The organism is Pseudomonas sp. AK-TSAG1-1 (assembly GCF_056821665.1).
The window spans coordinates 6086928-6100023 of the sequence record NZ_CM165965.1 but is presented as its reverse complement, the minus strand read 5'-3'; the positions used below and the strand labels follow the sequence as shown (position 1 = coordinate 6100023).

Here is a 13096-nt window from a genome sequence, read left to right as displayed (position 1 = left end):
GGCGGTTAGTCTCTTGGCGGTTTCGGCAACCATGGCATTTGCTGCCGAACCGGTGTTCAACGACTACCGCGTTTCAGGCGTTTTCAGCGGCACTCACCATGAACTCGTGCCACAGGAAAGCAGCAGCCCGGGGATGGACAGTGCACGAGCGAAGGCCTTGAAAGGCAAGGTCAACTTCGCCGGCCATTTCATCCTTCACCAGCTCGGTTGCGGCGGTGGCGCCATCTGCGCCGAGGTGCTCGATGCGCGCACCGGAGAAGTCGTCGGCGGGCTGCCGAATGCCTATGACGGCAGTACGTTCGCCATGCTCTACCAACCCGACAGCCACCTGATCTTCATCACCGGAATCACCCTCGACGGTGAAGAAGACGTTCAGGGCAATTCACTGGAAAGCATCAACCGGAATCGCTACTACGAATTTGTGAACAACGAATTCCGCCTGCTGACGATGACCGACGCGCAATCGCCGACGCTTGAATAAGGATGATGGGATGAACCGTTTTTTAATTCCGAGCCTGCTGAGCGTGCTGCTGCTTTTGCCTTTCGCCCTGCCGGCGAGTGCCAGTGAAAGCAGTTGCTACGGCTACCTCACTGAAATGGTCAGGAGCAGCGACTTCCCGTTTCGGTATGTCGACAAGGACAAGGTCAATCTGCTGATTGATGAGGATGACGGAGAAAAGGTGCGCGCCCAACTGTTCTTTGACACCGATGGCACGGGGACCATTGGCTGGGTCAAATACACCCCCGCGACACGCGTATTGCTCAATACCTCGGCCGAACTGGACGAACCGATGGCATTGTCATTCGATGCCAAGCTTGCGGACGGCTATGCGAAATGCGTGGCTAGACAACCGCGCTCGGCGAAATGCCATCAACGGATGTGCACCTGAACCGGACTTGCACGTCCGAGTCGCCGATTTTGCGGCGACACACAGAGGCTATCGACGAACTGCCAACCTGCCTGGTTCATGGGTATCCCGGCACTTTGCAGGAAATTTCCCATAGGTTTGCAGGCTGGAAGATCAAAAGATCGCGGCCTTCGGCACCTCCTACAGGTATGTGTTTCAACAGGTGTAGGACGTTGGGTGCAGAAGCGTGACTTGGCGGTCATCGTGCAGGAAATAGCCAGCATCATCTCCCAATATCGTCAGATAGTGGCGTTATCTCCCGAATCCCTTACACTTCCCCGGCCGTTCATTTTCCTTTTGAGGCTGTGCGCATGAAATTTCGTTTTCTTCTGTGGATGATGGGTTTGTTGATGGGTAAGGCCAGTCGGACAAATCCTGCGTTCCAGCAGCAGTTGGGTGACAAGGATCTGGTGTTTCAGCTGCAGACGCTGGACGGGAAAGTGGCGCGGCATTTCGTGGTGAAGAATCAGCGCATCACCAGCAAGTCTGGCGTGGTGGCAGAGCCGGCGTTTGCGATTGCGTTCAAGGATGCGGGTTATGCCTTTGCCACGATGCAGGCGAAGCACAAGCAACTGGCGTTTATGCAGGGGATTCAGGACAAGTCGATCCAGCTCAAGGGGAATCCGGCGCTGGTGATGTGGTTTCAGGGGTTGATGAAGTATTTGAAGCCTAGGAAGGCCAAGCCGAAGGCTTGATGCGGTCTGTTGGATCGAGGTGGATTTTTCGCGAGCAGGCTCGCTCCCACAGGGGTTGTGTAAAACCTGGGGGAGCGGGCCTGTTTGCTTTTAGGCCTGGCTGAACTGCGAGGCCAGTTCGCGCAGCAGAACTTCGGCTTCGAGGACTTTGCTGACGACGTCGTTGGCTTTGTCGCGGCTCAGGCCGACGCGGTCGAGCAGGGCGTCGGGAATGTCTTCGTCGGGGCCGGAGCCGATGCCGCGGCTGCGCAGCAGGCGTACGGCCAGGCAGACGAGGTTCGGGTATTCGGCGTAGGCGCCGTCGTAGCTTGGGTCGTGCTGGAAGCGCAGGGCGGTGGCCAGTTCATCCGGCATGTCCCAGTAGCGCATCAGCCACGAGCCGATCTGTTCGCGGCTGATGCCCAGCAGGTGCTGCTCGATGTAGCTGTGGCACAGGTGCGGGTTGACCTCCAGGTGGCGGCAGATCAGCGAGAAGTGCGGCGGGAACACGTGGGCCAGCAGCAGGTAGCCGAAGTTGTGCAGCAGACCGGCGAGGTAGGTCAGGCCGGCTTCTGGGCGCTGGGCACGCGGCATCGCGCGGGTCAGGCCTTCGATCACGGCGGCGGTGTAGATCGATTGCTGCCAGTACGGCGTGGTGTGTTGCGGGTGGTCTTTGGGCAGGCTCAGGGTCTTGCCGAGGGCCAGGCCCAGCGCCAAATTGATCACCAGATCGAAGCCGAGTACGCGAACGATCGCGTCTTCCACCGAACGGATCTTGCCCGGCGAAGCGTAGTACGGCGACGCCGCCCAGCTCACCACCTGCGCAGCCAGCGCCGGGTCGGTTTCGACGACGCCGGTGATGTCGTCGATGGTGGCGTTCGGGTCGACGCGCAGCTTGATGATTTTTTGCGCAGTCTCGGCCAGCGGCGGAATCTCGATGGTCGCTTCCAGACGCTGCTGGATCCGGCGCGCGGTGAACGCTTGCACGGCCTGGGTGATTTCCTCGCGGTCATCGTCGGGGCGGTCGAGGTTCGGGCGGATGCTGCTCAGGGCTTCGCCAAAGTTGGCGGCGCTGGCCTTGGTCAGCATGGTTTTGAAGTCTTCGCTGGCGATTTCCAGCAACAGGCCCGGCTCGCCGGAGTTGATCAGCAACTTTGGCTCGCGCAGCAGGCTTTCTTCGTAGAGGCACGGCGAACTGGTCAGCGCCGGCAGGCCCGGCAGCAGGCTCAGGCTGTGTTTGCCGAGCATCTTTTCCAGGCGCTCGGTGGACACGGCGGTCAAGCGCCGGCCAGTCAGTTCGGCGAGGCGGTTGAGGTCGAGCAGCTGGCTCTGTGGAAACAGCACCATCAGCGCGCCGACGGCATCGTCCAGCAACACGGCTTGTACTTTGCGCGAGGCATTGAGGCCGTGGTGGTCGAGCACTTCTTCGTAGGCGATACCCAGCTTGCCGAGCAGCAGCCGAATTACAGACGGCGCGTGCGGGAGTTCGGGGGCGAGAGCTGCGTCAGTCATGGTGTGTATCCGTTTTTGAAACAATGGCAGGAGTATAACCAGCTCTGTCGGAACGAGCTGTCAGAAACTGCGACGGTGCTCACACTTGGCCGTATTGCTGCCCGTGGCGCAGCCAGCGGTCGAGCAAGGGGCTGACGTGCGTCGGCCAACGTTCCAGCAGGGCTTGGGCGGCGTCGCGCACGGCGGGTAGCAGGTCGGCGTCGCGCATCAGGTCAGCGACCTTGAATTGCAGCAGGCCGGTCTGGCGGGTGCCGAGCATTTCGCCGGGGCCACGCAGTTCGAGGTCTTTTTCGGCGATGACGAAACCGTCGTTGGTCTCGCGCATGATGCCCAGGCGCTGGCGACCGATCTGTGACAGCGGCGGATGGTAGAGCAGCACGCAATGGCTGACCGCGCTGCCCCGCCCGACGCGACCACGCAACTGGTGCAGTTGCGCGAGGCCGAGGCGCTCGGGGTTTTCGATGATCATCAGGCTGGCGTTGGGCACGTCGACGCCGACCTCGATCACCGTAGTGGCGACCAGCAGTTGCAGGTAGCCGGCCTTGAATTCAGCCATGACGGCGGCTTTCTCGGCAGGCTTCATGCGCCCGTGAATCAGCCCGACTTTCAACTCGCCGAGGGCGGCGGTGAGGTCTTCAAAGGTGGTTTCGGCGGCCTGACAGGTCAGTTCTTCCGACTCTTCGATCAGCGTGCACACCCAATAGGCCTGACGGCCCTCGGCGCAGGCGCTGCGCACCCGTTCGATGACTTCGACGCGGCGGGTGTCGGTGACCAGCACGGTGTTGACCGGGGTGCGACCGGGCGGTAGTTCGTCGAGGATCGAGGTATCGAGGTCGGCGTAGGCGCTCATCGCCAATGTTCGTGGAATCGGCGTGGCGGTCATGATCAGTTGATGCGGGCACATGCGCCCGCCGACGCCTTTCTGTCGCAGCGCCAGGCGTTGTTGCACGCCGAAGCGGTGTTGTTCGTCGATGATCACCAGCGCGAGGTTCTTGAACTGCACTTCGTCCTGGAACAGCGCGTGAGTGCCGACCACCATCGGTGTGCCGCTGGCGATCTGTTCCAGCGCGGTGACGCGGTTCTTGCCCTTGAGCTTGCCGGCCAGCCACGCGACGTCGATGCCCAGCGGTTCGAGCCAGCGCTTGAAGGTGATGAAGTGCTGCTCGGCGAGGATCTCGGTCGGCGCCATCAGCGCGACCTGATAACCGGCCTCCAGCGCTTGCAGCGCGGCAAGGGCGGCGACCACGGTTTTACCCGCGCCAACGTCGCCCTGAATCAGCCGCAGCATTGGTTCGTGCTGGCTGAGATCGTAGGCGATTTCGTTGCCAACGCGTTGCTGGGCACCGGTCGGGTTGAAGCCGAGGTTGGCCAGGTATTTCGGCGGCAGCTTCGTCGCTTTCGGCATCGCTGGCGCGCGCAGTGACCGCATGCTTTCACGCAGGCGTTGCTGCGACAGTTGATGGGTCAGCAGCTCTTCGAAGGCGAGGCGATGCTGGGCCCAGTGATGGCCGAGGGCGAGTTCATCGACGTCGGCATCGGCGGGTGGGTTGTGCAGATAGCGGATCGCATCAGCCAGCGGCGCCAGTTGATAGTCACGGGCCAGTTCGGTCGGCAGCCAGTCTGGCAGGGTAGCGGGCTTGAGCAGGGTTAACGTCTGCATGCACAACTGGCGCAGACGCTGCTGGGTCAGGCCTTCGGTGAGCGGGTAGACCGGGGTCAGGGTTTCGTCCACTGGCGGCGGTTCGTCACCGGTGATGGCGCGGTATTCCGGGTGGTAGATTTCCAGCCCCGAGGCGCCGGGTCGCACTTCGCCGTAGCAGCGAATCCGCGTGCCGCGCTTGAGGCCTTCTTTCTGCGCATTGCTGAAATGGTAGAAGCGCAGGCTCAGGCCGCCGGTGCCGTCCTGCATGCGCACGACGAGGCTGCGGCGCCGGCCCATGACCACGTCGGCACCGCTGACGGTGCCTTCGACCACGGCGTCCTGGCCCGGCCGCAAGTGGCCGATCGGCACTACACGGGTGCGATCCTGATAACGCAGCGGCAGGTGAAACAGCACGTCCTGGAGGTTCTCCAGACCGACCTTGGCCAGTTTCTCGGCCATGGCTTCGCCGACACCCTTGAGTGCCGTCACCGACACTTGCGACAGCTCAGTCATGACGCTCGCTTAACCGGCCGTAACCGGCGCTGCGGGCTTGGCAACCGAGCACAGGCGAACGGAGTCGGCGAGGATTTCGATGGCTTTGGGCCGCGGGAAGCTGGCGCGCCAGGCAATCGCCACGGTGCGGAACGGTACCGGCGCCGACAGCGGCCGCACTTCGATCACACCCGGGGCGTAGTGATGGCTGTCCACCGCTGACAGCGGCAGGATCGAGATGCCCAGGCCGGACGCGACCATGTGGCGGATGGTTTCCAGCGAGCTGGACTCGACCGTGGTGTGCTTGGCGCCGTCGTTGCCCTTGGTCAGGGTCGGGCAGGCTTCGAGCACCTGGTCGCGGAAGCAGTGGCCTTCGCCGAGCAGCAGCAGGCTCTTGTCGTTGAGCAGGGCCGGGTCGATGGTTTCTTTTTGCGTCCAGGGGTGCTGAGCCGGCATCAAGACGTAGAACGGCTCGTCGTACAGCGGCAGCGTCAGCACGTCGGCTTCGTTGAACGGCAGGGCGATGATGATCGCGTCGAGCTCGCCGTTGCGCAGTTTGTCGCGCAGCACGTGGGTGAAGTTTTCTTCGATGTACAACGGCATCTGCGGGGCGACCCGGTGCAGTTGCGGAATCAGGTGCGGGAACAGGTACGGCCCGACGGTGTAGATCGCGCCGACTTTCAGCGGTGCAGTCAGTTGGTTCTTGCCGGCCTGGGCCAGTTCACGGATGCCTTGCGCTTGCTCAAGCACTTTCTGCGCCTGGGCAACGATGCCCTCGCCGACCGGGGTCAGGCGCACAGCGCTTTTGCTGCGCTCGAAAATCAGCACACCGAGTTCGTCTTCAAGCTTTTTCACGCCCACCGAGAGGGTCGGCTGGCTGACGTGGCAACGCTCGGCCGCGTGGCCGAAGTGCTGCTCTTGGGCGAGGGTAACGATGTAGCGTAATTCTGTGAGAGTCATAGCGAGCGTCCATGAAGTTGCGGGCCAAGCATAACGGCTGCAATCGATAGACGCACGTTATCAGACTGAGTGAGGAATGCGACACCGGGCAATGTGAGTTTGCCGTTGCCAGATATGCAAAAGGCACCTTTCGGTGCCTTTTGCATATCTGGTCGACACATAAACCCTGTGGGAGCGGGCTTGCTCGCGAAGGCTTCGTGTCAGATACATTGATGTCGACTGACACGACGCCTTCGCGAGCAAGCCCGCTCCCACTTGGATCAGCGGCGTCTCTCGAGGGAGTACACAAACGGCGCAACAATTTCGATCGAGCCGTTGTTCAGCATATCGGCCGGGGGCTTGGGCAGCGGTTGCGCGCGGCGGATCATTTCCAGGGTGGCCCGGTCCAGATCGGCGTTGCCGGAGCGGCCCACCAGTTCGAACGACAACACATTACCTTCGGCATCGACTACAAAACGCAGTCGGTTCAAGCCTTCCTTGCCACGAGCCTGTGCGCTTTGCGGGTACTTTTTGTACTTCGCCAAATGCGCGAGCAGGGTGCCTTGCCAACTGGCCTTGGCGGCCATTTGTGCTGGCGACGGGCCTGGTGCCGGCTGGGCGGATTTCTCCGTTGGTGCCTGGGTCGGTTGGGTGTCAGCCGGTTTTTCCTCGGAAGGTTTTTCCTTTGGCGGATCCGGCAGCTTCTTCTCGACGGGCTTCGGCGGCTGAGGCTTTGGCTTCGGTTTAGGTTTCGGCACCGCGATTTCAGCCTTCGGTGCTTCGGCCAGTTTCGGAATCGGCAACTCTTCAACCGGAGCCGGTGGCTGTGGCGGTGTGACGACTTTCGGCGGAGCAGGCGGTGGCGGGGCTGGAACCGGTGCCAACTCGACCATCATTGCCTGCGGCGGCAATTCGATGGGCGGGCGGGCGGTCCAGTTCAGCGCCAGCGCGATGGCCAGCGCGTGAACGCCCAGCACCACGGCCAGGCTACCGCTGTAACGCGTCAGCTTATGGCGCGTCGTGATCATTTCTTGGCTGCGCTCTCAAGGCCCACCAGACCAACCTTCAGGTAACCCGCGGCACGCAGGTTATCCATCACGCTCATCAGGTCACCGTAATCCACGCCTTTGTCGGCCTGGAAGAAGATGGTGGTGTCTTTCTTGCCGTGAGTCTTGGCGTCGAGGATGGCGCCGAGTGTTTCCGGCTTCACTTCGTCTTCGCCAATGAACAGGCGCTGGTCAGCCTTGACGCTGAGGAACACCGGTTTCTCTGGCCGCGGCGCCGGTTTGGCGGTCGAGGCAGGCAGGTCGACTTTGATGTCCACGGTGGCCAATGGAGCGGCCACCATAAAGATGATCAGCAGTACCAGCATCACGTCGATGAATGGCGTGACGTTGATTTCGTGGTTCTCGGCCAGATCGTCGTCTGCGCCTTCTTTCAAATGCAGGCCCATGGCCGATTACCCCACTTTGACCATGTGCGGCTGCGAGCTGCGCTCAGGCTGGTGGTCGAGGTCACGGCTGACCAGCAGCAGGACTTCTGCCGACGCATCGGACACCTGCGCCTTGTAACCGGCGATGGAGCGGGCGAATACGTTGTAGATAACCACCGCCGGAATCGCTGCAACCAGACCCAGGGCCGTTGCCAGCAGCGCTTCAGCGATACCCGGCGCCACGACAGCAAGGTTGGTGGTCTGGGTTTTGGCGATGCCGATGAAGGAGTTCATGATGCCCCACACGGTACCGAACAGACCGACGAACGGCGCGGTGGAACCGATGGTGGCGAGGACGCCGGTGCCGCTGCTCATGTTGCGGCCACAGGCGGCCACCAGGCGTTCAAGGCGGAAGCTGACGCGCTCCTTGATGCCTTCCTTCTCGCGGCTGTTGACCGACAGGCGCATCTCTTCGAGGGCGTCGTGCACCAGCAGGTTGGCGAGGGTGCCTTCTTTGGCTGCAGTCGCGCTGGCTTCCTTGAGGGTGGCGGCTTTTTTCAGGGCGGCGATTTCGCCACGCAGACGACGCTTGGCGCCCATCAGCTCGAAGCCTTTGGCGATCCAGATGGTCCAGGTGATGATGGAGGCAATGGCCAGACCGATCATCACGATTTTCACGATGATGTCGGCGTTCTGGTACATGCCCCATGGCGACAGATCGTGGGCCATGCCCAGGGTGTTATCCGGCTCGAGGACTTCAGGTACGTTCACTTCGCTGGCGTCCACAGCCTGAACCGGGTCGGTGGCGGCTGGAGCGGCGGCAGCAGGTGCGTGCTGTTCGGCGGCTGCCGGAGCGGCTGGCGCCTGGGCGTCAGCGAAAGCGGCGGTCGGCGCCAGCATCAGGCTGAGCAGCAGGGCCGCCACCGCGCTCCAGGCGCGAGGTCGTGTGGTTGGCGAAGCGGGGAATTGATTACGTGTCATGCTGGCCGGACCTGAGATAGAAAAACGGTAATGCTCTTCCAGGCCTCGTGAGGCCGAGAACAAAAGTGACGTGCATTATTGCAAGTAATTCTTGTTAACAAAAGTAATAGAGTTTCTTTTTTTCCTTGATTGCTAGCCACTCGTCCAATGGCGGGGCTAGTCTTTCCCTTTATGACGGGAGATTTTTGATGTCTGCGCCCTCTGTTCTGATCGCCGGTTGCGGTGATGTCGGTAGCCGTCTGGCCAAGCAATTGCTGGCTGGCGACTGGGAGGTCCACGGTCTGCGCCGTGATGTTTCACGCTTGCCTGAGGGGGTCATTGGCGTGGCCGGTGATCTGTTCAATGAAGACTGCCCAGAGACCTGGCCGTTCGGCGCGGTGGATTACCTGGTGTATTGCGCGGCAGCCACCGATCACGACGAGGCCGGTTATCGCGCCGCGTATGTGCAGGGTCTGCAGAATGTGCTGAGCTGGCTGGGCGACTATGGCCAGGTGCCCGAGCGGCTGATCTTCGTGTCCAGCAGCAGCGTGTATGGCCAGCAGGAAGGGGAGTGGGTCGACGAGCATTCAGAGACGGTAGCCAGTGGCTATTCCGGACGACTGATGCTTGAGGCTGAGCAAGTCGCGCTCAACAGCGGTATCCCGGCGAGCATCGTGCGTCTGACCGGTATCTATGGCCCGGGACGTGAGTGGCTGTTGACCCAGGTGCGTCGCGGTTATCGGGTCGCGGTCGAGCCGCCGTTGTACGGCAATCGCATTCATGCCGATGATGCTGCCGGCTTGATGGCCTTTTTGCTGGAAGCGGACCGTCGGGGCGAGTCGTTGCAAGACATCTATATCGGTGTGGACGACGCGCCGGCGCCGCTAGCCGAGGTGGTCGCGTGGCTGCGTGACTATCTGGGAGTTACCGAATGGGCGGACGACGCCAGCGTGCGCCGCACCGGCAGCAAGCGCTGCAGCAATGCCCGGGCGAAGGCATTGGGCTGGACGCCGACGTATCCGAGTTACCGCGAAGGTTACGCGGCAATTCTGGAAGGTAAGTGCTGACTCTCTGACCCCGCAAAACACTGTGGGAGCGGGCTTGCTCGCGAAGAAGGCGTGCCAGGCAACATGGATGTCGACTGACACACCGCTTTCGCGAGCAAGCCCGCTCCCACAGGTTTATGTGTGGCTCTCGGTGAGGCTTACTGCTTCTCGAGCAACCACTTGCGTTCGCCGGGGCTGAACTGCGGTTGTTCATCCGCCAGCGCCGTGTTCACCGCCTGCAGGATTTCCAGTTCCTTGCCCTTGCGCACAAAGATCCAGTTGTTGCCCTGGCCGTTCTGCTGCAGCCACATGCTGTCGTGGTCGCTGTTCATCGAGGCACAGTCGCCTGCCAGGCACAGGGCATAGCGATCCGCGCCGGGCAGGCCGGAGACCTGGCCATCGGCCTGGAACTGCACGGTGTTGCCTTCGCCATCGCCGCTGGCAATCTTCCAGCTGCCGCCCAGGTACGCCGAATACAGCGCCCGTTCGAAGCTCGCACCGATCGGTGCGCCTTCCGGCACGGGGATTTGCGCGCGATCGAACAACTGGTCGGGTTCGTTCTCGGTGGCGGCCTGTTTCATCTGGCCTCCGGCACGTTTCAGTTCGCTGCCGGAGCTGCCATAGAAGTCGACTTTCCAGGCGCCGGACTGTTCGCCTTGCAGCCGTCCTTCGACGTTCTCGAAACCGTTGGTGTAGCGGGCCTGACCGGCCTTGGTGTTGACGTCCCACTCCAGGTTCGGGCCATAGGCCTGAAGCGCTTCGCGCAGGGGGCCGCCCTTGGCAGCAGCATCGATCGCCACCTGGTTGATCCAGGTGCCGCTGATGTCACGGTCGGCGGGGTCGCTGGCACAGCCGCCGAGGAAAACGGCGAGTAGCGAGAGAGCAAGCGCTTTGCGCATGGTGGAATCCTTTCAAAACCTTTTCTTTACCGCAGAGCAGTCGGCGCAGCGGTTGAAGGCTGCGCCGTGTGCATTACTCGATGACCAGGATGGCATCCATTTCGACTTGCGAGCCCTTCGGCAGGGCAGCAACGCCGATGGCGGCGCGGGCCGGGTACGGCTGGTCGAAGTATTTGCCCATGATCTCGTTGACCTTGGCGAAGTGGCTCAGGTCGGTGAGGAAGATGTTCAGCTTGACGATGTCCTTGAACGAACCACCGGCTGCTTCGGCGACGGCTTTCAGGTTCTCGAACACCTGGACGGTCTGGGCTTCGAAGCCTTCAACCAGTTCCATGGTCTTCGGGTCCAGAGGAATCTGACCCGACATGTAGACGGTATTGCCGGCCTTGATCGCCTGGGAGTAAGTGCCGATGGCGGCTGGGGCCTTGTCGCTGGTGATAACAGTCTTGGTCATGTATGACTCCTTGTAATGGTTGAGTTATGCACGCATGCGGGTGATGCGGATGACCCCGGTCAGGGCGCGCAGTTTCTTGATCACGCGGGCCAGGTGCACACGGTCGTGGACGCTGACCACCAGTTGGACGACGCTGATGCGGCCATCGCGCTCGTCCATGCTGATTTTCTCGATATTGCCGTCGGCGGCGTTGACGCTGCTGGCCAGCAGGGCGATCAGGCCGCGCTGGTGCTCCAGCTCGACGCGCAGTTCGACGTTGAATTCGCCGGTGACATCCTTGGCCCACGAGAGCTGGATGCATTTTTCCGGGTTGTGGCGGATTTCGCTGATATTGCGGCAGTTGTCCAGGTGCACGACCATGCCTTTGCCCGCCGACAGGTGACCGACAATCGGGTCGCCCGGGATCGGCGTGCAGCACTTGGCGTAGCTCAGGACCAGGCCTTCGGTGCCGCGAATCGCCAGCGGACCTTCCGGACTCGGTAGCTGTTCGCCTTCACCGAGCAGTCGACGTGCCACGACGTAGGCCATGCGGTTGCCCAGGCCAATGTCCTCGAGCAGGTCTTCGATCAGTTCCAGGCGGTACTCGGTGAGCATTGCCTTGACGCGCTCGGCCGGGATCTTCTCCAGCGAGCTGTCGAAACCGTTGAGGACCTTGTTCAGCAGGCGTTCGCCCAGGCTGATGGATTCCGAACGACGTTGCAGTTTCAACGCATGGCGGATGTGCGTACGGGCCTTGCCGGTGACCACGAAGTTGAGCCACGCCGGGTTCGGCCGGGCCCCGGGTGCGCTGACGATCTCGACCGTGGAGCCGCTTTGCAGCGGTTCGGACAGCGGTGCGAGGCGACGGTTGATCCGGCAGGCGATGCAGCTGTTGCCAACGTCGGTGTGCACCGCGTAGGCAAAATCGACCGCCGTGGAGCCTTTGGGCAGCTCCATGATCCGGCCTTTGGGCGTGAACACGTAGACCTCGTCCGGGAACAGGTCGATCTTCACGCTCTCGATGAATTCCAGCGAGTTGCCGGCACGTTGCTGCATTTCCAGCACGCCCTTGACCCACTGGCGGGCGCGGGCATGGGTGCCTTTGGGCTGCTCGTCACCGCTGGATTTGTAAAGCCAATGGGCGGCAATGCCGTTGTTGGCCATTTCTTCCATTTCGCGGGTGCGGATCTGGATCTCGATCGGTACGCCGTGCATGCCGAACAGCGTGGTGTGCAGCGACTGATAGCCGTTGGCCTTGGGGATCGCGATGTAATCCTTGAAGCGCCCCGGCAGCGGTTTGTACAAATTATGTACAGCGCCTAGCACGCGGTAGCAGGTATCGACCTTGTCGACGATGATCCGGAACGCATAGACGTCCATGATCTCGTTGAAGGCCCGACGCTTGCCGCGCATTTTCTTGTAGATGCCGTAGAGGTGTTTCTGACGACCGCTGACTTCGCCCTGAATACCGTCGATGGCGAGACAGTGGCCGAGGGACTCTTCGATCTTGTTGACGATTTCCTTGCGATTGCCCCGGGCGCGCTTGACCGCCTGGTAGATCCGCGCGGAACGCATCGGGTGCATCGCCTTGAAACCGAGGTCTTCGAATTCGATACGAATCGCGTGCATGCCCAAGCGGTTGGCGATGGGCGCATAGATCTCGAGGGTTTCCTTGGCGATCCGGCGGCGTTTTTCCCCGGACAGCACTTCCAGCGTGCGCATGTTGTGCAGGCGGTCGGCGAGTTTGACCAGGATCACGCGAATGTCGCGCGCCATGGCCATGGCCATTTTCTGGAAGTTCTCGGCCTGGGCTTCGGCCTTGGTCTCGAAGTTCATCTGGGTCAGTTTGCTGACCCCGTCGACCAGTTCGGCCACGGTTTCACCGAACTGCGCCTGCAGCGCTTCCTTGGCGATACCGGTGTCTTCGATCACGTCATGCAGCATCGCGGCCATCAGGCTCTGATGGTCCATGTGCATGTCGGCAAGAATATTGGCCACGGCAAGAGGATGCGTGACGTACGCCTCGCCGCTGCGACGGCGCTGACCGTCATGGGCTTGTTCGGCGTAGAAATACGCTCGGCGGACCAGGTTGACCTGGTCGTTGCCGAGGTAGGTCGATAAGCGATCGGCGAGGGCGTCTATGCTCGGCATGATGACTC

13 protein-coding genes are annotated in these 13096 nt (G+C 61.7%); 4 read left to right on the top strand and 9 right to left on the bottom strand.

Features of this window, described 5'->3' with window-relative positions; all coding sequences use genetic code 11:
• Positions 1–31: 31 nt before the first annotated feature.
• The 3 genes from AC1UK9_RS27745 to AC1UK9_RS27735 all read left to right on the top strand — a co-directional run bounded on the left by AC1UK9_RS27745 (position 32) and on the right by AC1UK9_RS27735 (position 1603).
• Positions 32–481: a hypothetical protein gene (locus AC1UK9_RS27745; RefSeq protein WP_473016035.1), complete on the top strand. Its 450-nt coding sequence runs from the start codon at positions 32–34 to the stop codon at positions 479–481.
• A 10-nt stretch (positions 482–491) separates the two neighbouring features.
• Positions 492–890 (top strand): hypothetical protein, encoded by a 399-nt coding sequence (locus AC1UK9_RS27740; protein ID WP_473013947.1) that lies wholly within the window; start codon positions 492–494, stop codon positions 888–890.
• 329 nt (positions 891–1219) lie between these two features.
• Positions 1220–1603, top strand: coding sequence for a helicase (locus AC1UK9_RS27735; protein WP_482578853.1), 384 nt, complete (start codon positions 1220–1222; stop codon positions 1601–1603).
• 90 nt (positions 1604–1693) lie between these two features.
• Here AC1UK9_RS27735 and AC1UK9_RS27730 read toward each other — a convergent pair whose 3' ends face one another.
• The 6 genes from AC1UK9_RS27730 to exbB form a co-directional block, all read right to left on the bottom strand.
• A complete protein-coding gene (locus tag AC1UK9_RS27730; RefSeq protein WP_025112697.1) occupies positions 1694–3094 on the bottom strand; it encodes an aminoacyl-tRNA deacylase and HDOD domain-containing protein in 1401 nt (466 codons plus the stop codon).
• Between the two features lie 79 nt (positions 3095–3173).
• Complete coding sequence (recG, locus tag AC1UK9_RS27725) at positions 3174–5249, bottom strand: ATP-dependent DNA helicase RecG (protein ID WP_482578852.1); 2076 nt, start codon at positions 5247–5249, stop codon at positions 3174–3176.
• 9 nt (positions 5250–5258) lie between these two features.
• Complete coding sequence (locus tag AC1UK9_RS27720) at positions 5259–6188, bottom strand: hydrogen peroxide-inducible genes activator (protein WP_025112699.1); 930 nt, start codon at positions 6186–6188, stop codon at positions 5259–5261.
• 260 nt (positions 6189–6448) lie between these two features.
• Entirely contained in the window at positions 6449–7195 is a 747-nt protein-coding gene (locus tag AC1UK9_RS27715; RefSeq protein WP_025112700.1) for a TonB family protein, read from the bottom strand.
• Complete coding sequence (exbD, locus tag AC1UK9_RS27710) at positions 7192–7620, bottom strand: TonB system transport protein ExbD (RefSeq protein WP_473013945.1); 429 nt, start codon at positions 7618–7620, stop codon at positions 7192–7194. Before exbD ends, AC1UK9_RS27715 begins: the two co-directional genes overlap by 4 nt.
• A 6-nt stretch (positions 7621–7626) precedes the next feature.
• On the bottom strand, positions 7627–8580 hold the full coding sequence (exbB, locus tag AC1UK9_RS27705; RefSeq protein ID WP_025112702.1) for a tonB-system energizer ExbB: 954 nt from the start codon (positions 8578–8580) through the stop codon (positions 7627–7629).
• Between the two features lie 188 nt (positions 8581–8768).
• On the opposite strand from exbB, the gene AC1UK9_RS27700 reads away from it, so the two are divergent.
• Complete coding sequence (locus tag AC1UK9_RS27700; protein ID WP_473013944.1) at positions 8769–9626, top strand: SDR family oxidoreductase; 858 nt, start codon at positions 8769–8771, stop codon at positions 9624–9626.
• A 137-nt stretch (positions 9627–9763) separates the two neighbouring features.
• On the opposite strand, the gene AC1UK9_RS27695 is transcribed toward AC1UK9_RS27700, so the two are convergent.
• From AC1UK9_RS27695 to spoT, 3 genes are all read right to left on the bottom strand, one after another.
• On the bottom strand, positions 9764–10504 hold the full coding sequence (locus tag AC1UK9_RS27695) for a putative periplasmic lipoprotein (protein WP_025112704.1): 741 nt from the start codon (positions 10502–10504) through the stop codon (positions 9764–9766).
• Positions 10505–10577: 73 nt separating this feature from the next.
• Positions 10578–10958, bottom strand: a complete 381-nt coding sequence (locus tag AC1UK9_RS27690) for a RidA family protein (protein ID WP_003229509.1) — start codon at positions 10956–10958, stop codon at positions 10578–10580.
• Between the two features lie 24 nt (positions 10959–10982).
• The gene (gene spoT / locus AC1UK9_RS27685; RefSeq protein ID WP_007920338.1) at positions 10983–13088 is read right to left on the bottom strand and encodes a bifunctional GTP diphosphokinase/guanosine-3',5'-bis pyrophosphate 3'-pyrophosphohydrolase; all 2106 of its coding nucleotides are present in this window, start codon (positions 13086–13088) and stop codon (positions 10983–10985) included.
• Positions 13089–13096 lie beyond the last annotated feature (8 nt).